Origin of the sequence: Streptosporangium sp. NPDC020145, from assembly GCF_040631275.1 — a bacterium.
Classification (GTDB): Bacteria; Actinomycetota; Actinomycetes; order Streptosporangiales; family Streptosporangiaceae; genus Streptosporangium.
On the sequence record NZ_JBEXZT010000055.1, the window covers coordinates 1 to 21,045 of the forward strand.

Sequence of the window (21,045 nt, forward strand, 5' to 3'; positions counted from 1 at the left end):
ATCAACACCCCCGCCGGGCGCCGCGGGGGGGGGCGCGGGGCTTTTTTTTTGGGGGCGCCGACGGCGCCGCGGGCTTGGGCGCTTTCGAGTCGGTGTCTTCCCTCGTCACTCCGTCGCTTCGCTCCTGCGTTCCTCAGTCCAGACACCGACGCGCCCAAGCCGAAACTCCTCACGCACGGCACCGGTAAACCCAAGCTGTGTCTCTTTGCTCCGCCTTCGGCGTCGCGGGTCCGGGCGCCCTGCCTCTATGCTCCGCCTTCGGAGTCGCGGGTCCGGGCGCTTCGAGCCAACGCTTTCCCTCGTCACTCATCCGCTGCGCTCCTTCGCTCCTCAGTCCAAGCGTCGGCGCGCCCGAACCGTGTTTCTTTGCGCCGCCTTCGGCGCCGCAGGCTTGGGCGCTTTCGAGTCGGCGCTTTCCCTCGTCACTCCGTCGCTTCGCTCCTGCGTTCCTCAGTCCAAGCACCGACGCGCCCAAGCCGGACACTCCTCACACTTGGCGCCGGTAAGGCCAAACCCCTTACACCTGGCACCGGTACCCCGAACTCTTCACGCTTGGGGTTGGTGCGTATGGACCGAAACTTCTTGCGTGTGGGGGTTGGTAAGGCGCGGGCCGAAACTTCTCGTGTACGGCGTCGGCGTCTGAACTGAGGTCTCTCGTCCGTGGCGCCGGATGTGTCCGGATCGGAATCCCTGCTGATCGGCGGGTGGGTTGTCACCGGGTGTGCGCGGTCGCGTGGTGCGGTTCGGCGGGGGCGAAGGGCGAGAGCTTCTCACCCGGCCGGAGGTGGACAGGCCGGGTGGCGGGATCCAAGTTCGAGGGTTACCCCTTGGTGGCCGACCAGGCGGCTTCGATCATTTGGAAGATCTCGTCCACGGCGGCTTCCGGGTCGGGGGCCTCGCGGGCCAGCGCGTAGGCGTCGACCACGAACCTCGCGATCGTCCGGCAGGCCGTGGTGGTGCGTGCCAGGTCGGGATCGGCGGCGATGGCCGTCGCCAGGGACTCCGCGTGGCGCAGCCTCATCGACTCCTCGTACTCCCGCAGGGCGGGCGTCTTGTCGATCATGCCCCAGATCGGGGTGCCGCTGTTCGACGCGCAGTGGCGCACCATGGCCCGGATCTCGCGGCGCAGCGCGGGGATGAGCGGCTCCTGCGGCGCCCGGTCGGTGACCGCCTGCCTGAGGCGTCGCTCGAAGTCCTCGTCCTGCCCGAACACCAGGGCCTCTTTCGAGGCGAAGTGCGAGAAGACCGTGGTGACGGCCACGTCGGCCTCGGCCGCCACGTCCCGGATGCCCACCGCGTCGTATCCACGCTCCAGGAAGAGACGCAGGGCGGTTTCGGCGATCTTCTGGCGGGTCGCGGCCTTCTTGCGCTCGCGGCGCCCGGACGGCACGGTCATGCCATGATGCTATCAGATACGAAATAACAACGGTTTCAAAACACTAACCGTTAGTGCTACGGTCGGCGGCATGAGGAAAGTGAGCTTCGCCGTGTTCGGCGGCCCGGACGTCCTGCGACTCGTGGACGCCGAGGAGCCCCACGCGGGACATGGGAAGATACGCGTCGCCGTACGGGCGGCGGGGGTGAACCCCGTCGACTGGCGGATTCGCGAAGGCCAGTTCCAGAAGGCCCGTCCGATCGAGTTGCCCGCCGGGGTCGGGCTGGACGCCTCCGGGGTGGTGGACGAGGTCGGCGCGGGTGTCGAAGGGGTCAAGGTCGGTGACCACGTGTTCGGCGAGGGTTCGAGCACCTACGCCGAGTTCGCCGTGCTGTCGGCCTGGGCCCCGATGCCCGAGGGACTGACGTTCGAGGAGGCGGCCGGATACCCCTCCGTGGTGGAGACCGCGCTGCGCGTCATCGACCAGGTCGGTGTACGGCCCGGGCAGACGCTGCTGGTCAGCGGCGCCTCCGGCGGAGTCGGATCGGCGGTGCTGCAGATCGCCCGTGACCGTGGCATCACGGTGATCGGCACAGCCGGGGCCGCGAACCAGGACTACCTACGCGGCCTGGGCGCCGTCCCCACGACGTACGGCGAGGGCTGGGTCGAGCGGGTGCGACGGCTCGGTCGTGTCGACGCGGCTCTCGACCTGGCCGGCTCCGGCGTGATCCGCGAACTCGTCGAACTGACCGGGGATCCGCAGAAGGTGATCTCCATCGCCGATCTCGGCGCGCCGGAGTTCGGCGTCCGGTTCTCCGGCGTGGCCGGAAGCGTGCCGGACGCGCTCGCCGAGGCCGCCGACCTCATCTCCCGGGGGAAACTCCACATCCCCGTCGAGAAGTCGTACACCCTCGCCGAAGCGGCGGCGGCACACACCGACAGCCAGGCCGGTCACACCCGCGGACGCCGGGTCATCGTCGTCTGAACCCTCTCCTTCGGGGGCCGGTTCAGTCCGGGTCCGGGGAGAGGACCAGGTCGTGGTCGGGGGCGGCCGAGCGCAGGCGCCAGTCCTCTCCTTGTTCCTGGTGGCGGCAGAACTCGGCGAAGCGGCCACCGGCCGCGCGTAGTTCCGCCGGGGTTCCCTGTTCGACGATCGCGCCGTCCTCGACGAAGAGCACCCGGTCCGCGTGGCGGATGCCGCCCAGGCGGTGGGCGACGATGACACGGGTGCGTCGCCGTACGTCCTGGCTCAGCGCCTGGGCCACGGCGGCCTCGTTCTCGGTGTCCAGGGCGCTGGTCGCCTCGTCGATCAACAGGATCGGCGCCAGTTTGAGCAGGGCGCGGGCGATGCTGACGCGCTGCCGTTCACCGCCGGAGAGGGCGGCCCCGGCCTCGCCAACGTCCGTACGCTCCCCGTCGGGCAGCCGCCCGACGATCTCGTCCACCTGGGCGAGCCGCATGACCTGCGCGACCTGTGCCGGTTCGGCGTCCGGGTCACCGGCGAGGACGTTGTCGCGGATGGTCCCGCCGAACAGGTACGGATGCTGGAAGACCATGCTGGACAGCCGCTGCCTGGTGGCCGGGTCGAGCCCGGAGACGTCCTGGCCGTCGATGAGGACGCGTCCCCGTGAGGCCTCGTGGAAGCCCGCGACGAGCGACAGGATCGTGCTCTTCCCCGAGCCGGAGGGGCCGACGACGGCCGTGGTCGTCCCCGGTTCGAGGCTGAAGGACAGGTCCCTGAGCACCTCGTCGTCGCCGTAGCCGAAGCCCACCCCCTGGAACTCGACGCGCGGCGCGTCCCGGCCGGGGGCCGAAGCGGCGGCTGAAACAGGGGGTGCCGGGGCGTCGAGGATGGCGCGCAGGGTGTCGAGGGTGCCCCGGACGGACTCGATCGCGGGTGCCAGCTCGCTGATCACGGTGAAGGGTTCGAGGAACCGTACGGCCACCACGACGAGCGCGACCGCCTCCGGGGCGCCGAGGCCTCCGTCGAGGTAGAGCAGGGTGACGGCTCCGGCGAGCGCGACCAGCGCCACCTGACCGGCCAGGCCGAACAGCAGTTGCCCGGGGATCTGCAGCAGCACCAGGCGCAACGCCGTACCGCGCTGCGCGACGGCGGCGGCTCCCGCGCCGTTACGGGCCGGTTCGACCCTGCGGGCGGCGCGCAGTGCCTGCTGGGTGCGGGCGAACTCCAGGACGCGCTCGGTCAGCGCGCTGTGCGCGGCCGTGTCGGCGGCGTCGGCCGCGCGGGTGATCCTGGTGGTCGCCCACAGCGCGGCCAGCAGTCCCACGACGGCGACCCAGGCGGCGGCCCCGAGCTGCCAGGCGAAGCCCGTCAGGCCGATCGCGATCACGACGGGAAGCAGGACGGCGCTCAGCAACGGGGTGAGCAGGTTGGCGACGAGCCCGACCAGTTCGGGGCCGCAGGCGGCGACGGCCTGCCTGGCGGTCGCTGTGCGTTCGGCGGTGAACCAGCCGAGCGGGATGCGGGTGAGCCGGTCGGTGAGGTCGCGTTGCACGGTGCCGAGCAGCGTGAACCCGATGTCGAAGCCGATGCGGGACACGGCCGTGTCCACGGCCCACACGAGCACGACGCTCACGGTGAGCGCGCCCAGCCACGGCAGCGCGTCGGCCGGAACCGTGGAGAACAACGCGCCGAGCAGGGGGACGAGCAGCAGGCAGCCGACTCCCCGCAGGATCGCGGAGACCACGGTGAGCAGGGCGTACCCGACCACCTTGCCCCGATCGGTCGCGGGGACGAGCCGGACGAGGGTACGGATCATCGGGACACCTCCGCCTTGGCGGGTACGCTTCCCCGGCTGTCCCACAGCCTGCGGTAACGGCCGCCGGACGCGATCAGCTCGGTGTGGGTGCCGGCCTCGGCGACGCGGCCGTGGTCGAGGACGACGATCTGGTCGGCGTCGACGACGGTGTGCAGGCGGTGCGCGACGACGAGCACCGTACGGCCTCGGGTGAGCCGGGTCAGGGCCTGCTGCACGAGGTGTTCGGACTCGGGGTCGGCGAACGCCGTCGCCTCGTCGAGGACCAGCACCGGGGTGTCGGCGAGCAGGGCACGCGCGATGGTGAGGCGCTGCCGTTCCCCGCCGGAGAGTCCGCCGTCGCCGTCCAGCACGGTCTCGTAGCCGTCGGGCAGCCGCAGGATCCGCTCGTGGATCCGCGCGTCCCGCGCCGCCGTCTCGATCTCGGCCGTGGTCGCCTCCGGCCTGGCCAGGGCGATGTTCTCCCGTACGGTTCCGTGCACGAGCTGCGCGTCCTGGAAGACGAACCCGACACGGGTGTAGAGGTCGTCACCGGACATCGCGCGGATGTCGCGTCCCCCGACGGTGACGGCGCCGGAGTCCACGTCGTGGAAGCGGGCCAGCAGTCCGGCGAGCGTCGACTTGCCCGACCCCGAGGGACCGACGAGCGCGGTGACCGTACCCGGCCGCAGGGTCAGCGAGACGTCGTGGATGACGGGTTTGCCGGGCCGGTAGCCGAAGCTCACCCCCTCGAAGCGGACAACCCCTCGCTCCTCCTCCGGTTCCGCCGCCTCAGGCCGGACGGCCAGTTCCTTCTCGCCGAGGACGACGGCGATACGGCGGGCCGCCAGGACGCCCGCGCGGACGCCGCCCATCCCGAGGCCGATGCCCAGCAGCCGCGCGCCGAAGGTGGTGCCGAGCAGCAGGAACGGCAGCAGCGTCGCCGCCTCCATGACCCCGGAGACGACCATGGGCGTGCCGACGACCATGATCAACCACAGGAAGGTCATCGGGCGGGTGACCAGGTCGATGAACGTCTTCCTGCCGATGAACGGCCGCTGCCAGCCGTCCAGGAAGCCGATGTAGGACTCAAGCTCACGCCGGAAGGAGGAGGCCGCGACGCCGCCGAACATCCGGATCACCGGCTGTCCCGCGAAGAAGGCGGCCGACTCGTTGCCCATCCGCTCCGCCCACCGGGACGCCTCGGCGATCTTCGGGCCGCTCTGGAACATCATCGCGGCGAAGGCGAAGAGATACACGATGATCGGGACGAACAGGACGAGCGCCAGCCGCCAGTCGGTCGCGAACAGGTAGACCAGCACCGCGACCGGGGCGACGACGGCCGCGACCCCGTCGGGGATGGCGTGCGTGACCAGACCGTGCAGCTCCAGCGTGTCGTCCTGCACGAGCTTCTTGACCGCCCCGGAGCCACGCCGGGTGAACCAGCCGAGCGGCAGCCGTACGAGCTTGCCGAGCAGCCGGTGACGGACCCGCGCGCCGAACCGCGCGTCCACGACGTGCAGCCACACCATCAGCGCACCGCCCAGCAGCGCTCCGGCGCCGAAGACGACCAGGAAGGCCACGGCGGTGCCCCACAACCGGTCTTCGTCGGCCCCCACGAGCAGCAGCCGCGCCAGCTCCGCCAGCAGCACGAACGGCGCGAGCTGCACCAGCGTGACGACCCCCTGCACCACCCCGGCGACGATCATCGCGGTCTTCACCGGCGCGAGCAGCTCCTTGGCCGCCTGCGACCGCCACCGCCCAGGAACCCGCCCGTCCTGCGCCACGGAAGCCGACCCGCCAGACCGCACATCCTCCTGCCCGGTTCGCGCATCCTGTGCGGAGGAAGCCGACCCGCCGGACCGCACATCCTCCTGCCCGGTGGCCTCCCCCTCAGCAGGCCGTACGGCGGGTGCCTGCCCGGTCGCCTTCTCCTCGTCGGTACGGCGCAGCGAACCCATGGCCCTGCCGTACGTCCAGTAGGCCTGGGCGTAGGTGTCGGCCTTGGGGAAGCCGAACCTGTCACGCAGGGTCCTGCGCAGGTGCTTGAGGGAGCCCGCCTCGGTCGCCGCCCAGGCGTACCAGTTGGACCAGTCACGCTCGTCGATCGCGGCGGCCAGCGAGGTCTCGCCGTCCCTGGGCACCCACCGCACCCGCAGCCCCGGGTGGGAGGCGAGCGGGATCAGCTCGTCCTCCTCGTGCTGTTTCTCCAGGTAGAGCGCGATCTCGGCGTCGTCGGGCAACGCGGCGACGATGCCGTTGATCGCGGGCACCGAGGCGGGGTCGCCGACCAGCAGATATCCCGCAGGCGGCTCGTCCGGTACGGCGAAGCGCGAGGAGCCGAACGACATCACCTGGACCTCGTCGCCGGGCTCGGCCCTCCTCGCCCACACGGTCGCCGGTCCCGCGGGCTCGTGCAGCACCACGTCCACGGCGAACTCGCCGGTCTCCGGCTCGCACGAGACAAGGGTGTAGGCGCGCTGATGCTCCCTGTCGGACCCGGTGGGATCGGGGAACCAGAACCGCAGCCACGCGGTGGGGCCGACGGTGACGTTCTCGAACAGGGTCGGCGCCGACATGTGGATCCGTACCATGTGCGGCGTGACCATGGACGTCCGCACCACGGTCGCCACATGGTCACGAGCCCCGAAGCCGCGCATGACGGCTCCCTGGAAACCCCGCGCGGCCATCACCGCGCCCCCTCCGTAGCCTTCATGGCCTTCAGGCCCTCGGCAGCCCGAGGCATCGGGTTCGCCATGGCCGTCGGTCTCGCCGTGCTCCCGGCGACCGTCCCACGGACCACCGCCGTCATGTCCGGCGCGTATCCCCGGCGCGGCGGCGAGGTGATCCGCCCTCCAACCCCGGTCTTCTCGATGTCGCGCACGGTGGTCCGCCCGGGACGCCCGACAACCCGCCGTTGCGACACCACCGCGCCCCCTAAGGTAAGGCTAACCTTCGTTAGGGGCATAACCTAACAGCAGCAGGACCTCCCAACCACCCCCAAACCGGAGAACCCACCACTTACATCCAGCTTTCCGGCTAATCCCTCCACAAGTCGAAGGTGACGTCGTGACACACGCACCAGCGCGGAGGGCACCTCACCGCCGGCGACAAGGTGTGCTCTGAAATCTCGGCTTCAGCCGCGCGGTCAGGTGGTCTCGCCCAACTGTTCGGCCAACCGCTCCAGGCCGCCTCTGATGAGCCGCCCGTACCCGTCGTCGTCGAGCGCGCCGACCCCCGCCCGCGCCTGCTGGAGATGCTCACGAGCGCGGTCGAAATCGCCCAGCTTGCGGTAGCACTCGCTCAGGTTCAGATGCAACGACGGATACAGACCGGCCACCGAAAGGGGTGACCCGGCCTGGGCCACCCGCTCGTCGGTGAGGAGATCGGCGGCGGCGAGCGCCCGCAGATCCCACATCAGCTCCTGCCGCACGTCGTCCTGGACGTCGGCCATCGAGTGGGCGAGGACGCAGACATGCAGCGGATCGCCCTGCTCACCGCCGATGTCATCCCAGATCCGCGCGAACATGTCGCGAGCGGCTTCGCGTTGGCCCTGGTGGTGGTGCAGCTCCACTCCCTGGCCGATCCGGGTCATCGTCGGGTCTGTGGTCACAGTGGCTCCTTCACCGTAGCGGGACGACCGCGGTCAGCCTACTTCCGCCCTTTCCGCTCCCCTGAGGGCCGATCGGACACGTGCCGCTGTCAGGCGAGGTGTCCCAGCGCCAGGGCCGCGATCACCGGGCCCATGTACAGCAGGGGGAAGACCACGGTCGAGTACGAGCGCGCCCTGAGCACGGTGACGACGGCCCCGGCGAAGTACAGCACCAGGCCGATCCCGGCCGCCACGCCGACGACCGGCACGAACAGGCCGGCCAACAGGCCCGCGGCCCCGGCGGCCTTGGCCGCGCCGAGCCAGGTCCACCACGAGCGGGGGACACCGTAGTCCATCAGCGGCTTCACGACCCATTCGGCGCGGCGCAGGAGGGAGAAGGCGGAGAAACCCACCCAGAGGGCGGCCAGGACGGTGACGACGGTGGCGGTGGTGGACATGGGGACACTCCCTGTTCGGTGCTTCTTGTGGCACCGATCCTGTGGGCCCCGGTTGATGATTCCGCGATGCGCCGACGATGCACAGCCTCCCGACCGGCCCGGCTCAAGCGACACCCCGTTCCGCCCAAGGGCCGAAACCCACTCAACGAGCGCCCCGCCCCCACGCTTTCGCACCGCCACGAACCCTTCAGGGCGATGAGCAGGCCGGTCACGGCCTTTACGGCCCGGCCAGCGGAGGCACGTCCGAAAGCCCCGCGCCCACAGCGGTGATCAGGCCCTGAACGTGGACAGGCGTGTGACGCAGAGGGCCTGTTCGGCGTCGAACTCCTCGAACGTGGTGGTGAGGTGGAAGCCGAGGCGTTCGGCGAGTTTCAGGGATCGTTTGTTCGCGGTCTGGGTCACGAGGACGACCGGCTGGTCGGGGAACTCCTCGGCCGCCGCGCGCAACGCGGCCGTCGCCGCCTCGAACGCGTACCCCGCGCCCCACGCGCCGCGCCGCAGGACATAGCCGAGGACCAGTTCCTCGCCGTCCTCGGTGACCCGCTGCGGGTGGTCGGTCCACCAGCGGGCGAGCATCAACGTCCCGATGACCTGGTTCGTCGTGTTGTCCGCGATGACGTAGTTACCCGGCCTGGTCGTCGCGCCGGAGGCCATGACCTCGTCGAAGTGCCGCTCGACCTCACCCAGAGGCCGGGGGCCACCGATGTACGCCTGGACCTCGGGATCGGTCGAGAGCTCGACGAGCCCTTCACGGTCGCCGTCGTGCAACGCCCTGCGCAGCAGGAGCCGCTCCGAGAAGACCTCCGCGACGGAAAGCGCAGGCAGCTGCTTCATGACCATGACCCTAGAACACGGCCCTTTTCCAGCACTTGCCCGCCCCAGAAGGCCGCCACGCCCTTACTCGGACGCCGCCGGCCCAGAGGAGCGTCGCCTCACCATTTCCCGACGCCAAGCATGAGGAGTTCGGGGTACCGGCGCCAAGTGTGAGGAGTGTCGGTTCGGGTGCGCCGGCGCTTGGACTGAGGAACGCAGGAGCGAAGCGACGGAGTGACGAGGGAAAGCGTCGGCTCGAAGCACCCGAACCCGCGGCGCCGAAGGCGCCGCAAAGCTACACAGCCGTCACATGGGCGTTGTGCAACGCCTCGGCCGTGGCGATCTTGTGGGCGCAGGCCACCCGTTCGATCTCCTCCGCCGGGGCGCCCATCGAGATCAGGTCGAGCATGTGCTCGTGCTCGACCACCGAACGCCGGGCCCGTCCAGGAACGTAGGTGAAGCTCGAACGCCGCATGTGGTCCAGCCGTGCCCACTCCGACTCAAGCAGATTGGCCAGGTGGTCATCCGGACAGTACTGGTAGATCGAGAAGTGGAACTGCCGGTTGAGGGCCGTGAAGGAGGTCGGGTCGAACTCCTCAAGGGCCTCGACCATGCGGGCGTTGATCTCCCGCGACTCCTCGATCTGCTCGGGCGACATGAGAGGGGCGGAGATCGCCGTGGCGTATCCCTCAAGCCGGGCCAGGACGTTGAGCGTGTGCTCGACCTGGGTCGAGTCGAAGACGGCCACGCGTGCGCCGATGTTGCGCACGACCTCGACGAGTCCTTCCGACTGCAGTCGCCGTACGGCTTCGCGCAGCGGGATCGTGCTGACTCCGGTCTCCCTGGCGAGCTGGTCCATGACCAGCCGGTAGCCGGGGCCGTACGTTCCGTCGAGGATTCGTGAACGGAGCAGCCCGTAGCTGATCTCCGCCTTCGACTCCTTGGCCTTGGCGGTCTTCTTGACCACTCTCACCGGTGTCCCCTCATCTTTAACCCTGGGCCGCTGCCCTGGTGGGCGCCCGCCCCGTTGGTGATCACCGGCTCAGCGCCCTCACGACGATGCCACGGAACTCGGCACCCGTGAGCGCGCCGAAGTGGTCGCCCGGGACGGTGAGCAGCTCCGCTCCGTCTACCAGACCGACGATACGCTCGATTCCGTTCGTCATCATGTCGTCTTGGCCGACGACGAAGACCGGCGGGGTCTGGCCGGGCCATCCCTTCGGGTCGAACGGGCTCCCGGCCAGGCCTTCGACGACGAGCGCGAGACCCGGCGCCCGCTCGGGGCCACGGGAGCCGACCATCCCGGCGATCATCCCGGTGAAGGGGTCCTCGGGCTGCACGCCCTCGGCGACGGCCTTGTGGAGGGCGGCGATGTCCACCATGGTGAAGGGCTCGACGGGGCTGAGCCCGCCGAGTACGGCCCGGCGCACGCGCTCCGGAGCCGCCTCGGCGACCGCCCAGCTGAGCCTGGCGCCCAGCGAGTAGCCCGCGATGTCGAACGTCTCGACGCCCGCCTCGTCCAGCACGGCCAGGATGTCGCGCGCCTGCGCCGGGGCGCCCGCCTCCTCGGCGGAGTCGGAGGCGGGGCTGGCGCCGTGGGCGCGCAGGTCGACCACGACGGCGGTGCGCCCGGCGTCGTTCAGCGCGGCGACGGTGCCCGGTGCGACCCAGTCGGTCTCGCCGTCGGAGGCGATGCCGTGCAGGAGGAGCACGGGGGGCAGGTCGACGGGGTGGTCAGAGGGGAAAACACGGGAGGCCAAGCCCTGTCGGTCCTGCATTGGTCGCGTACTCCTCGAAGAGTCTTTCACATACGATTTCTTATCGTACTGCACGTCTCCGATCTCCGCCGGAAGACGTCCGTACCCCTGGGGATCAGGAGACCTCGGCGGGCAGGGGGAAGTCGACGACCACCTGGCCGGTGCCGCTGCTGCCGAAGTACGGACAGAGCTGCTCGCCGTTGCCGGTGTAATTCTCCCAGCCGAGCAGACCGAAGAGCATGGCCGTGTCGGCCATGGCACCCTCTCCCGTGCAGCGCTTGTTGTAGTCGGGCAGCATCTCCAGGAACTCGGCCGTACGGCCCTGCGTCCACATGTCGAGGACGCTGATGTCCACCTGCCGGTTGATCTCGCTGCTCACGTCGTCGAGCATCGACTCGGCGATCTCGTTGGCCGGGAAGGCGTGCGACAGCGAGCCACTGGCCAGGAAGGCCACTTTCCTGTCACTGCGGCGGATGGCCCGCATCAGCGCCTCGCCGATCCTGCGGTTCTCCTCGATCGTGGAGTACATGTTGCAGCCGATCGGCAGCACCCGGATCGAGGAGTCCTTGTTCATGAAGTACATCGGCACGAGAGTGGCGTACTCAAGGCCGAGGTCGTTGTAGTCGTGGACGCGTGCCTTCTGCCCGCCCGCGACGATCTCCTCACGGACCAGTTCGGCCAGCTCGGGGTCGCCCTGGTAGTCGTAGGCCAGGTCGTGGATGAAGTGCGGCAGCTCGTGGCTGACGTAGGTGGCCTGGTGGCGTTCCTTGCCGTTGAGGTGGAAGCCGATGCTGTTCAGCCAGTGGGTGTCGGCGACCAGGAAGGTGTCGGCCCCACGCTCGTGGGCCCGCCTGCCGATCTCCGTGAGTGCCAGCTCGGCGTTCCTCCGGATGCCGAAGTGCTTACCGGGCTGAATCGACAGCCAGATCGACGGCACATGCGTGATCTTGGCCGCCATGACGAGCTCTCCCATCACGACCCTCCCAGGTGTGTCCAGACGCCCTTGACTTCTGTATAGGCGACGATGGCGTACGGTCCCATCCCCCGGTCGTGGCCGCTGGTCGCGGCATCCGGGACATGGATCATGTCGGTGAGGACGGCTCCGGCCCTGTCCCCGGCCGTCGTGCGGTGGGGGGTGGACAGGTCCCTGGTTCGGACGAAGGCCGTGGCGAAGGTCGCGGGGCCGTACTCCGAGGTGCTGGCACGATCCACGATGTCGTGGGGGGCACCGGGGTCGTTCTCAGACAGTATCCGGACGATCGGCCGGTGTGTCCTCCGGGGCGTCACCGCCCGAACGCGGGCCGTACCCGCCGCGAAGAGGCCGTCGGCGGCCGTGCGGGACACGGGAACGCGCCCGTCTCCGCTGGCCAGGTCCGTCATCTGTCGATCTCCTCGGGTCCGTCCGGTGCTCGTGTTCCCCCGCGGTGGGTCTCACAAGCCCGAACACCTCCAAATCATGTACGAATTCAAATATCTTTGTCTATAGCCCGACGTGACCTCATCGCGTATCATGCATGATGTCGTATACGATTTAACTCAGGGAGGTGGCCGTGGATCACCCGCTCGGCCTGACGCCAGGAAAGATCATCGCGGTCCATCTCAACTACCGCAGCCGAGCGGCCGAGCGTGGGCGTACCCCGGCGGTCCCCTCCTACTTTCTCAAGCCCGCCTCCTCACTGTCCTGGTCGGGTCGGCCCGTCGTCCGGCCCGCGGGCTGTGAGCTGATGGCCTTCGAGGGTGAGATCGCCATCATCATCGGCACCCGGGCCCACCGGGTCTCCCCCGAGGAGGCGCTCGGCCACGTGGCCGGTTACGCCGCCGCCAACGACTTCGGGGTCTACGACTTCAAGCACGCCGACCTCGGCTCCAACCTCCGCGCCAAGGGCCAGGACGGCTACACGCCGATCGGCCCGGCCATCCTCAAGACGGACGACCCGTCGAAGCTGTGGCTGCGCACCTACGTCAACGGGGACCTGGTCCAGGAGGCGTGCGCCGACGAGCTGCTGTTCGGCTTCGACCTGCTGATCGCCGACCTGTCCCGGCTGATGACGCTCGAACCCGGTGACATCATCCTGGCCGGCACCCCCGCGGGATCGACCGTCGTGCAGCCCGGCGACGTGGTCGAGGTCGAGCTTGAGGACACCGGCAGGCTCCGCAACGAGGTCGTCGCCGACGAGGGCCCCCTGCCCCCCTACGGCGTGCAGCCCAAGGTCACCGACCAGCTCAAGGCCGCCGCGTACGGCTCGACCCCCGTCCCCGGCGCCGAGAAGGCGGGCGTCCTCGACGAGGATCTCATCGCGGCCCTGAAGTCCGTCTCCACCGCGACGATCTCCTCCCAGCTGCGCAAGCGGGGCATCGACCACCACTTCATCGAGGGCGTCAAGCCCGCCAGGCCCGACCTGCGCATGGTGGGCGTCGCCAGGACGCTCCGCTACCTCCCGCTGCGTGAGGACGTCTTCGCCGAGATCGGCAACGGCATGAACGCGCAGAAGCGCACCGTCGAGGAGATCCAGCCGGGTGAGGTCCTGGTCATCAGCGCCAGGGGCAACCACGGCGCGGGCACGCTGGGCGACATCCTCGCGCTGCGCGCCCTGCGCCGCGGCGCCGTCGGCGTGATCACCGACGGCGGCCTGCGGGACAGCCCCTCCTTCTCCAGCCTGGACATGCCCTCCTACTACGGGGTCGCGCACGCGGCCGTGCTCGGGCGCAGGCACGTCCCGATGGACTCGCAGATCCCGGTGGACTGCGGCGGCGTGCTGGTCATGCCGGGTGACGTCCTGGTCGGCGACGCGGAGGGCGTTGTCGTGATCCCGCCCCGGCTGGTCGCCGAGGTCGCGCGCGACTCCGTCAAGCAGGAGAAGGAGGAGCGCTTCATCTACGAGCGAGTCGACGAGGGCGCCTCTGTCGACGGCCTCTACCCGATGAACAAGGCCTGGCGCCAGGTCTACGAGGAGCAGGCAAGCGCCGAGTGACCCTGACCCCCGCGAAGACCGACCTGTAGCAGCACAAGGAGTGATCACATGAAGTTCCGTTCGGATCCCGCGAGCATTCGCGGGTCCCTCGCCCCCGTGGTGACCCCGTTCACCGCGACGGGCGAGCTCGACCTCGACTCGCTGCGTGCCCTGGTCCGCTGGCAGCTCGACCAGGGCTCCCACGGCATCTCGATCGGCGGCTCGACCGGTGAGCCCGGCGCGCAGAGCGTCGACGAGCGGATCGCCGCGATGGCCGCCGTCGCCGAGGAGACCGCCGACCGCGTGCCGTTCCTGCCGGGCACCGGCTCCGCCAAGCTCGACGAGACCATGCGCCTGACCGCGGAGGCCGAGCGTCTCGGCGCCGACGCCGCCCTCGTCATCACCCCGTACTACGCGCGTCCCACCCAGGAGGCGCTCTACAGCTGGTACTCCACGGTCGCCAAGGAGTTCCCCAGCCTGCCGATCGTCATCTACAACGTCCCGTCGCGGACCGCGGTCGACATCGCCCCCGAGACGGTGGCCAGGCTCCGCCGCGACCACGACAACGTCGTGGGCATCAAGGAGACCACCAAGGACTTCGAGCACTTCTCCCAGGTGCTCCACAAGTGCGGCCGTGACTTCCTGATGTGGTCGGGCATCGAGCTGCTCTGCCTGCCGCTGCTCGCGATCGGCGGCGTCGGCTTCGTCAGCGCGGTCGCCAACCTGGCCCCGGCCTCCGTCGCGAAGATGTACACCGCCTATGTCGAGGGTGACCACAAGACCGCCCTCGACCTGCACTACGCCCTGCACCCCCTGGTCGAGCTGCTGTTCGTCGAAACGAACCCCGCCCCTGCCAAGTGGGTCCTGGAACAACGCGGTCTGATCGCCTCCGGTCATGTCCGCCCGCCTCTGATCACGCCCACCGACGCGGGGATCAAGCGGATCAACGAACTGCTGGCCCAGAGTGAGGGAGTGGCTTGATGAACCTGCAGCACTACATCGGCGGGGAACATGTCCCCAGCGTCTCCGGCGCGACGTTCACCGCCCTTGAGCCCGCGACCAACGAGGAGTACCTGACGGTCTCCGCCGGTCAGGCCGAGGACATCGAGGCCGCGGTCGCCGCGGCCCGCAAGGCCTTCACCGAGGGCCCGTGGCCGAAGATGCCGGCCCAGCAGCGCGCCGGCGTCCTGCGCAAGATCGCCGACGCGATCGAGAAGCGGGACGACGAGATCGCCTCCCTGGAGTGCCGGGACACCGGTCTGCCGATCACCCAGGCCCGTGGCCAGGCCCACCGCGCCGCGCAGAACTTCCGGTTCTTCGCCGACGTCATCACCACCCTGGGTGAGGACGTCTACCGCGTCGCCTCCGCCCAGCTGAACTACGTGATCCGCAAGCCCATCGGCGTCGCGGGCCTGATCACCCCGTGGAACACCCCGTTCATGCTGGAGACCTGGAAGCTGGCGCCCGCGCTCGCGGCCGGCTGCCCGGTCATCCTGAAGCCCGCCGAGTGGTCCCCGCTGTCGGCCAGCCTCCTTCCGGCCATCATGGAGGAGGCGGGCGTGCCCGCCGGTGTGTTCAACATCGTGCACGGCATCGGTGAGGAGGCGGGCGCCGCCTTGGTCGCCCACCCCGACGTGCCGATCATCTCCTTCACCGGTGAGACCACCACCGGCCAGATCATCATGCGCAACGCCGCGGACAACCTGAAGACGCTGTCGATGGAGCTCGGCGGCAAGTCCCCGCTGATCGTGTTCGACGACGCCGACCTCGACCGCGCGCTCGACGCCGCCGTCTTCGGTGTCTTCTCCCTGAACGGCGAGCGCTGCACGGCCAGCTCCCGCGTTCTGGTCCAGGACACCGTCTACGAGGAGTTCGTCCAGCGCTTCGCCGAGCGCGCCTCCCGCGTGAAGGTCGGCGCCCCGGACGACCCGGCGACCGAGCTGGGCGCGCTGGTCCACCCCGAGCACTACGCCCGGGTCATGGAGTACGTCCAGATCGGCATCGACGAGGGCGCCCGTCTGGTCGCCGGTGGCTCGCGCCCCGACAGCCTGCCGGTCGGCAACTTCCTGTCGGCCACGGTGTTCGCGGACGTCTCGCCGAAGATGCGGATCTTCCAGGAGGAGATCTTCGGCCCGGTCGTGTGCGTCACGCCGTTCTCCACCGAGGAGGAGGCGCTGGAGCTGGCCAACGACACCCGGTACGGCCTGGCCGCCTACCTGTGGACGAACAACCTGCGCCGCACGCACAGGCTCGCCCAGCAGATCGAGTCGGGCATGCTCTGGGTCAACTCCCAGAACGTCCGTGACCTGCGCACCCCGTTCGGCGGCGTCAAGGCCAGTGGCCTCGGCCGTGAGGGCGGCAAGCACAGCATCGACGTCTACACCGAGTCGCACATCGTGCACGTGGCGACCGAGGACCTGCCGATCTCCCGGTTCGGCGTCTCCTGACCCTTCTCCGGTCCGGCGCCCCTGGTCCGGACCGTTCCCGCCGGGCCGTACCCGGTCCGGCGGGTCGTGGTCCTTCCGGCCTCCTGCCGGCCGGGAGGGCCACGGCCGGTTCCTCCGGCGTCAGAAACCGACGGAGTTCACCATGCTCCGCAGGAGTTTCAGCGCGGCCTCCGAGGAGCCGCCGGGCTTGGCGCTGTACATCAGCACGCGGTGGCCCGAGTCGTCCGGCAGGTGCAGGACCTCGAACTCCAGGGTGAGGTCGCCGACCTCCGGGTGCTGGAAGCGCTTGGTGCCGGAGGCGCAGGTCGCCACCGGATGCCGGGACCACGTGGCGGCGAACTCCGGGCTCTTCATGGACAGCTCGCCGATCAGCTCCGCCAGCTCGCGGTCGTCCTGGTAGCGGCCGGCCACGACTCTGAGCGAGGCCACCGCGCGGATCGCCTCCTCCTCCCAGTGGACGTGGAGGTTGCGGTGGTGCGGGTCGAGGAAGAGCATCCGGGCCAGGTTCGGCCGGTCCGCGATCCGGTCGGGGGCGTCGAAGGCGTGGTGCCCGGCGAGAAGCAGGTGTCCGAGCCTGTTCCAGGCGAGCACCTCGTTGCGCCGCCCCAGCACCACGGCGGGAACCTCACCCATGGCGTCGATGAGCTGGCGGGTGCCGGGCCGTACCATGGCGGGCCTGGCGGGTCTGCGGCGTTTGGCGGGGACCGGCCTGGCGAGGTCGTGCAGGTGGGCGCGTTCGTCCTCGTTCAGGTCGAGCGCGCGGGCCAGGGAGTCGATGACGGCCTCCGAGGCGTTGGCGCTCTGCCCCTGCTCCAGCCGGGTGTAGTAGGTGGCGCTGACACCGGCGAGCTGGGCCAGCTCCTCCCGGCGAAGGCCCGGCACGCGGCGCCTGCCGTAGGAGGCGACGCCCACGTCCTCGGGCTTGAGCCTGCTTCGTCTCGTGCGGAGAAACTCCCCGAGTGCCGTGATGTCCTGCATGAAGTCCATGGTGCCCGGTTTATCCGGGCCGTGCCTGTCCCTGCCGGTGCCAGGCAACCGGTGGGTAGGAGCTTCTGAGGCCTGGTTGCCGATCCCGGTCCGATCGATGGTGGTGAACCGAAAGCGGAAAGCCACCAGCGAGAACGGACCCTCGACGTGTCAAGCGTGGACCAACGGACCCGGCCCAGGATGACGACCAAGCAGCGGCTCACTCTGACCCTGCTGCTGAGCGCGAGCTTCACCCTCGCGGTCGACTTCTCGATTCTCAACGTCGCCCTGCCGGAGATCGGGGAGAGCGTCGGTTTCTCCCTGCGGAACCTGCAGTGGATCGCCACCGCCTTCGCGCTCTGCGCCGCGGGGTTCACCCTGCTGTTCGGGCGCTTCGCCGACCTCTTCGGACGGCGCAGGCTCTTCCTGTCCGGCATGGCGCTGCTCGGCGTCGCGTCCCTGGCCGGTGGCCTGGCGACCTCTCCCGAACCGCTGCTGATCGCCCGTGTCGCCCAGGGTCTGGCCACCGCAGCCGTCACTCCGGCGGCGCTCTCCCTGCTGACGACCGCCTTCCCCGAGGGGCCGCTGCGGGAGCGGGCGCTCGGCCTGAACGGCGCCCTCATGGCCGCGGGCTTCACCACCGGGGCGATCCTGGGCGGCGTCCTCACCGACCTGCTCAGCTGGCGGTGGGCGTTCTTCGTCAACGTGCCGGTCGCGATCGTCGTGCTCGTCCTGGCCCCGTCCACGCTCACCGAGACCCGGCCTGCGGAACGGCCCAAACTCGACCCGCTGGGGGCCGTCGCGGTCACCTCGGGCCTGCTGGCCCTGATCTACGGACTCACCACGGCGGGCGAGCGTTCCTGGACCGACCCGGCCGTGCTGGGCGCCCTGGGCGCCGGCGTGCTGCTCCTGGCCGCCTTCTGGGTGATCGAGAAGCGTGTCGCCGCGCCGCTGGTGCCGGTCGCGATCCTGAAGCGGCGCAGTGTCGGCCTGGGCAACGTCGCCGGGCTGCTGGCCTTCGCGACGGAGACCTCCCTGGTCTTCCTGCTCACCCTCTACCTGCAGAAGGTCCTCGGCTACTCCCCGCTGGGCGCCGGTCTGGCCTTCGCCGTCCTCGGCGTGGGCACCGTACTGGGCGGGATCGTCGGCCCGAAGGTCATCGGCAGGATCGGCAGCGCCAGGGCCGTCGTCGTGGGACTCGTCGTCCAGGCGGCCTCGACCCTTCCGCTCGCCCTGCTCGGGCCGGAGCCCGGCTGGATCGCCCTGCTTCTCGTGGCGACCTTCGCCGGTGGGGTGGCCAACCTGGTCGCGATCGTCGGGTTCATGGTCACCGCGACCTCCGGGCTTCCCGACGGGGAGCAGGGGCTGGCGACGGGCCTGGCCACGATGAGCCAGCAGGTCGGGATCACCATGGGCATCCCGGTCATGAGCGCCGTCGTCGCGGCCTACGTCCACGCCCAGGGTGGGGAGAGCGTCAGGAACGTGCTCGGCGGGGTGAGCGTCGCGATCGTCGTCAACGCCGTCCTCTGCCTGGTCACGGCGGTGGTGGTCGCCCTCTTCCTACGAGTCCCTACGAACCCGAGGCGGCCTGCCGTCTGACCCGTACGGTGCCCGGCGTTGGCCGCCGGGCACCGTACGGGCGTCGAGGATCAGCCGAACGCCAGGGTCGGCAGGTCGACGGCCATGGCGCCGCCGTCGGCGACGATCACGGAACCGGTCATGATGGCCGACTCGGCGGAGCCGAGGAACAGGCAGATGTCGGCGATCTCCTCGGAGGTGGCCGGGCGGCGCAGCGGGACGTCCTTGGTGACCAGGTCGTAGGCCTCGTCACGGGTGATGGCGTCGCGGGCGGCGAGCTCGTCCATCTGGTGGTCGGCCATCGGGGTGCGCACCCAGCCGGGACACAGGCAGTTCACCCGCACGCCCTTGGGGCCGTAGTCGCGGGCCAGGGACTTGGTCAGCCCCACCAGCGCGTGCTTGGTCGTGACATATCCGCATACGTTGGGTCCGGCGGCCAGACCCGCGATCGAGGAGACGATCACGATGCTTCCCTGGCTCTCGATCAGCGCGGGCAGCGTCTCCCGGCAGGTCACGAAGCAGCTGTTGAGGTTGGCGTCGAGGCTGAGCCCCCACGACTCGTCGTCGGTGTCCGCGACCCCGGAACCCCCGTGTCCACCGGCGTTCGCGACGACGATGTCGAGCGAGCCGAAGCGCTCACGCGCCAGGTCCGCCGCCGCCCTCATCTGGGCGGCGTCCGTCGCGTCGGCGGCGAAGGCCACGGCCGCGTCTCCGAGCGGAGTGGCGACCTCGGTAAGGAGCGCCTCTCTCCGACCGGTCAGAACGACTCTGGCGCCCTCTTCCACGTACCTTCGGGTGACAGCCGCGCCGATTCCCGTACCGGCCCCGGTGACCAGGGCGACCTTACCTTTTAGCCTCATCGGCCTACTCCTTTGCAGCTAGAAGCTATATGATTTCATAGATAACTTCGCGTAGGAAGGAGTCGTAGTGACCGCCGAAGTAGACCGGCCAGACGGCTGGAAGAACATGGACGACTTCGCCGCCGGGATCGACACCAACCGAATTCCGGTCTCCGACGTCCTCGCCGGCACCGAGGTGAGCCTGACGTTCGACGACGGGACCACGACCACCCTTTCCTTCAAGGACGCGCACAGCGTGAACGTCGACGGCGGTGCCGCCGACTGGTACGAGGCGATCGCCGTACGCGACGATCTCTTCTTCGTTCACTGGACCCAGGCCTCGCAGCCCCGTGAGGCGTACGTCGTCGTCCTGCACACCGCGACCGGGCGCGCCCTGCGCATCGTCTCCATCGTCGCTGAGGAGCGGACCCCCGGCGAGCCTCAGGTCTCCCAGACCTTCACCCCCGGAACCATCGACGGTCGTGAGGTCACGGGCGAGGCGCCCGCACCCACTCGTGACCTGATCGGCAGGCGGGCGCTGTACCGTTACAGCCCGAACCACCTCTACGAACACGTCTACCTCAGTTCCGAACGCTACGCCTGGCAGTGCCTCGTCGGCGAGCAGCGCGGCCACGGTGACGTGGACATGGCGAGCACCTGGAAGATCGCCGAGGACGTCTACGTCTTCACCTTCAGGGAGTTCCTCATCCCGGTGGCCGCGACCTGGCTGTACGACTGGGCCGCGCTGCGCTCGGTCGGCTCCTTCCTCGGCATCTCCGGCGAGGGTGACATCAGGAACTCCGGCGGCGGCGCCTACATCCAGCCGCTCGGCCAGGTGACCTACCCGGACGGCGGAGAGCCCGTCTGAGGACAAGCGCTGTTCAGCGAAGCGAAGTGAAGTAAGGAGAGGCAATGAGCAAGAACCTCGACGCGGTCCGCGCGTCATACGAGGCTTCGGCGGCGGGTGACGTCAACGGCATCCTGGGCCTGCTCGGCCCCGACGCCGCGTGGACCGAGATGGCCGGTTTCCCGTACGCGGGCACCTACATCGGCCCTGACGAGGTGCGCGACAAGGTCTTCGCCAGGCTCGGCGGCGAGTGGGACAACTACCAGGCGGTTCCCGAGGAGTACGTCGACGGCGGCGACACGATCGTCGTGATCGGCAACTACCGGGGCACCTACCTCGCCACCGGCAAGTACATGGACGTCCGCTTCACGCACGTGTGGCACGTCAAGGACGGCGTCGCCACGAAGTTCGAGCAGTTCACCGACACCGCGCTGGTCCAGGAGGCCCTGCGCCCGTGACACGGTGCCCATGACGCGGCGCCTGTGACAGGGCGCCCATGACGCGGCCGGTGACACACCTCGTGTCACCGGCCTTGTCACATGGCCCGCCGGGTTCGGGCCGACCGGTTACCGGCGCCATTTGACTCCGGCTTGGACGCTACACCGGGGGTACGACAACCCCTGGCCGATCGGCGCCACGTCGTTCTGCACCCGCCCACCCGGCAAA

General features: G+C 69.7%; 19 protein-coding genes. 7 read left to right on the plus strand and 12 right to left on the minus strand.

The window, feature by feature from the left end:
• Nucleotides 1-820: 820 nt before the first annotated feature.
• Nucleotides 821-1,396 carry a helix-turn-helix domain-containing protein gene (locus ABZ463_RS40955; protein WP_362785463.1) on the minus strand — a complete coding sequence of 192 codons (576 nt, stop codon included), beginning with the start codon at nt 1,394-1,396 and terminating at the stop codon, nt 821-823.
• A gap of 70 nt (nt 1,397-1,466) precedes the next feature.
• Here ABZ463_RS40955 and ABZ463_RS40960 point away from each other — a divergent pair, with 70 nt between their 5' ends.
• On the plus strand, nt 1,467-2,360 hold the full coding sequence (locus ABZ463_RS40960) for an NADP-dependent oxidoreductase (protein ID WP_362785466.1): 894 nt from the start codon (nt 1,467-1,469) through the stop codon (nt 2,358-2,360).
• A gap of 22 nt (nt 2,361-2,382) precedes the next feature.
• Here ABZ463_RS40960 and ABZ463_RS40965 read toward each other — a convergent pair whose 3' ends face one another.
• The 9 genes from ABZ463_RS40965 to ABZ463_RS41005 all read right to left on the minus strand — a co-directional run bounded on the left by ABZ463_RS40965 (nt 2,383) and on the right by ABZ463_RS41005 (nt 12,131).
• A complete protein-coding gene (locus ABZ463_RS40965; protein WP_362785469.1) occupies nt 2,383-4,155 on the minus strand; it encodes an ABC transporter ATP-binding protein in 1,773 nt (590 codons plus the stop codon).
• Nucleotides 4,152-6,791, minus strand: coding sequence for an ABC transporter ATP-binding protein/permease (locus tag ABZ463_RS40970; RefSeq protein WP_362785472.1), 2,640 nt, complete (start codon nt 6,789-6,791; stop codon nt 4,152-4,154). The genes ABZ463_RS40965 and ABZ463_RS40970 overlap by 4 nt, the downstream gene beginning before the upstream one ends.
• A gap of 488 nt (nt 6,792-7,279) precedes the next feature.
• Nucleotides 7,280-7,744, minus strand: a complete 465-nt coding sequence (locus ABZ463_RS40975; protein ID WP_362785474.1) for a tetratricopeptide repeat protein — start codon at nt 7,742-7,744, stop codon at nt 7,280-7,282.
• Nucleotides 7,745-7,833: 89 nt separating this feature from the next.
• A complete protein-coding gene (locus ABZ463_RS40980; RefSeq protein WP_352014050.1) occupies nt 7,834-8,181 on the minus strand; it encodes a DoxX family protein in 348 nt (115 codons plus the stop codon).
• A gap of 270 nt (nt 8,182-8,451) precedes the next feature.
• Nucleotides 8,452-9,015: a GNAT family N-acetyltransferase gene (locus tag ABZ463_RS40985; protein WP_362785477.1), complete on the minus strand. Its 564-nt coding sequence runs from the start codon at nt 9,013-9,015 to the stop codon at nt 8,452-8,454.
• Nucleotides 9,016-9,289: 274 nt separating this feature from the next.
• Nucleotides 9,290-9,967: a GntR family transcriptional regulator gene (locus ABZ463_RS40990; protein ID WP_352014052.1), complete on the minus strand. Its 678-nt coding sequence runs from the start codon at nt 9,965-9,967 to the stop codon at nt 9,290-9,292.
• A 61-nt stretch (nt 9,968-10,028) separates the two neighbouring features.
• Complete coding sequence (locus ABZ463_RS40995; protein ID WP_352014053.1) at nt 10,029-10,772, minus strand: alpha/beta fold hydrolase; 744 nt, start codon at nt 10,770-10,772, stop codon at nt 10,029-10,031.
• A gap of 94 nt (nt 10,773-10,866) precedes the next feature.
• Nucleotides 10,867-11,724, minus strand: a complete 858-nt coding sequence (hpaD, locus tag ABZ463_RS41000; RefSeq protein WP_352014054.1) for a 3,4-dihydroxyphenylacetate 2,3-dioxygenase — start codon at nt 11,722-11,724, stop codon at nt 10,867-10,869.
• Nucleotides 11,724-12,131 (minus strand): hypothetical protein, encoded by a 408-nt coding sequence (locus ABZ463_RS41005; RefSeq protein WP_352014055.1) that lies wholly within the window; start codon nt 12,129-12,131, stop codon nt 11,724-11,726. Before ABZ463_RS41005 ends, hpaD begins: the two co-directional genes overlap by 1 nt.
• A 170-nt stretch (nt 12,132-12,301) precedes the next feature.
• Here ABZ463_RS41005 and ABZ463_RS41010 point away from each other — a divergent pair, with 170 nt between their 5' ends.
• The 3 genes from ABZ463_RS41010 to hpaE are packed head-to-tail and all read left to right on the plus strand — an operon-like array spanning nt 12,302 to nt 16,149.
• Nucleotides 12,302-13,723 (plus strand): fumarylacetoacetate hydrolase family protein, encoded by a 1,422-nt coding sequence (locus ABZ463_RS41010; protein WP_352014056.1) that lies wholly within the window; start codon nt 12,302-12,304, stop codon nt 13,721-13,723.
• A 48-nt stretch (nt 13,724-13,771) separates the two neighbouring features.
• Complete coding sequence (gene dapA / locus ABZ463_RS41015) at nt 13,772-14,683, plus strand: 4-hydroxy-tetrahydrodipicolinate synthase (RefSeq protein WP_352014057.1); 912 nt, start codon at nt 13,772-13,774, stop codon at nt 14,681-14,683.
• Nucleotides 14,683-16,149: a 5-carboxymethyl-2-hydroxymuconate semialdehyde dehydrogenase gene (hpaE, locus tag ABZ463_RS41020; RefSeq protein ID WP_352014058.1), complete on the plus strand. Its 1,467-nt coding sequence runs from the start codon at nt 14,683-14,685 to the stop codon at nt 16,147-16,149. The genes dapA and hpaE overlap by 1 nt, the downstream gene beginning before the upstream one ends.
• 120 nt (nt 16,150-16,269) lie before the next feature.
• Here hpaE and ABZ463_RS41025 read toward each other — a convergent pair whose 3' ends face one another.
• Nucleotides 16,270-17,127, minus strand: a complete 858-nt coding sequence (locus ABZ463_RS41025; RefSeq protein ID WP_362785483.1) for a helix-turn-helix transcriptional regulator — start codon at nt 17,125-17,127, stop codon at nt 16,270-16,272.
• Between the two features lie 165 nt (nt 17,128-17,292).
• Between ABZ463_RS41025 and ABZ463_RS41030 the strand changes: the two genes are divergently transcribed.
• Entirely contained in the window at nt 17,293-18,714 is a 1,422-nt protein-coding gene (locus tag ABZ463_RS41030) for an MFS transporter (protein ID WP_362785486.1), read from the plus strand.
• A gap of 50 nt (nt 18,715-18,764) precedes the next feature.
• Here the strand turns inward: ABZ463_RS41030 and ABZ463_RS41035 are convergent, their stop codons facing one another.
• Nucleotides 18,765-19,553, minus strand: a complete 789-nt coding sequence (locus tag ABZ463_RS41035) for an SDR family NAD(P)-dependent oxidoreductase (protein ID WP_352014061.1) — start codon at nt 19,551-19,553, stop codon at nt 18,765-18,767.
• A gap of 67 nt (nt 19,554-19,620) precedes the next feature.
• Here ABZ463_RS41035 and ABZ463_RS41040 point away from each other — a divergent pair, with 67 nt between their 5' ends.
• Nucleotides 19,621-20,400, plus strand: coding sequence for a MoaF C-terminal domain-containing protein (locus tag ABZ463_RS41040; RefSeq protein WP_352014062.1), 780 nt, complete (start codon nt 19,621-19,623; stop codon nt 20,398-20,400).
• Nucleotides 20,401-20,444: 44 nt separating this feature from the next.
• Nucleotides 20,445-20,837 (plus strand): nuclear transport factor 2 family protein, encoded by a 393-nt coding sequence (locus ABZ463_RS41045; RefSeq protein WP_352014063.1) that lies wholly within the window; start codon nt 20,445-20,447, stop codon nt 20,835-20,837.
• Nucleotides 20,838-21,045 lie beyond the last annotated feature (208 nt).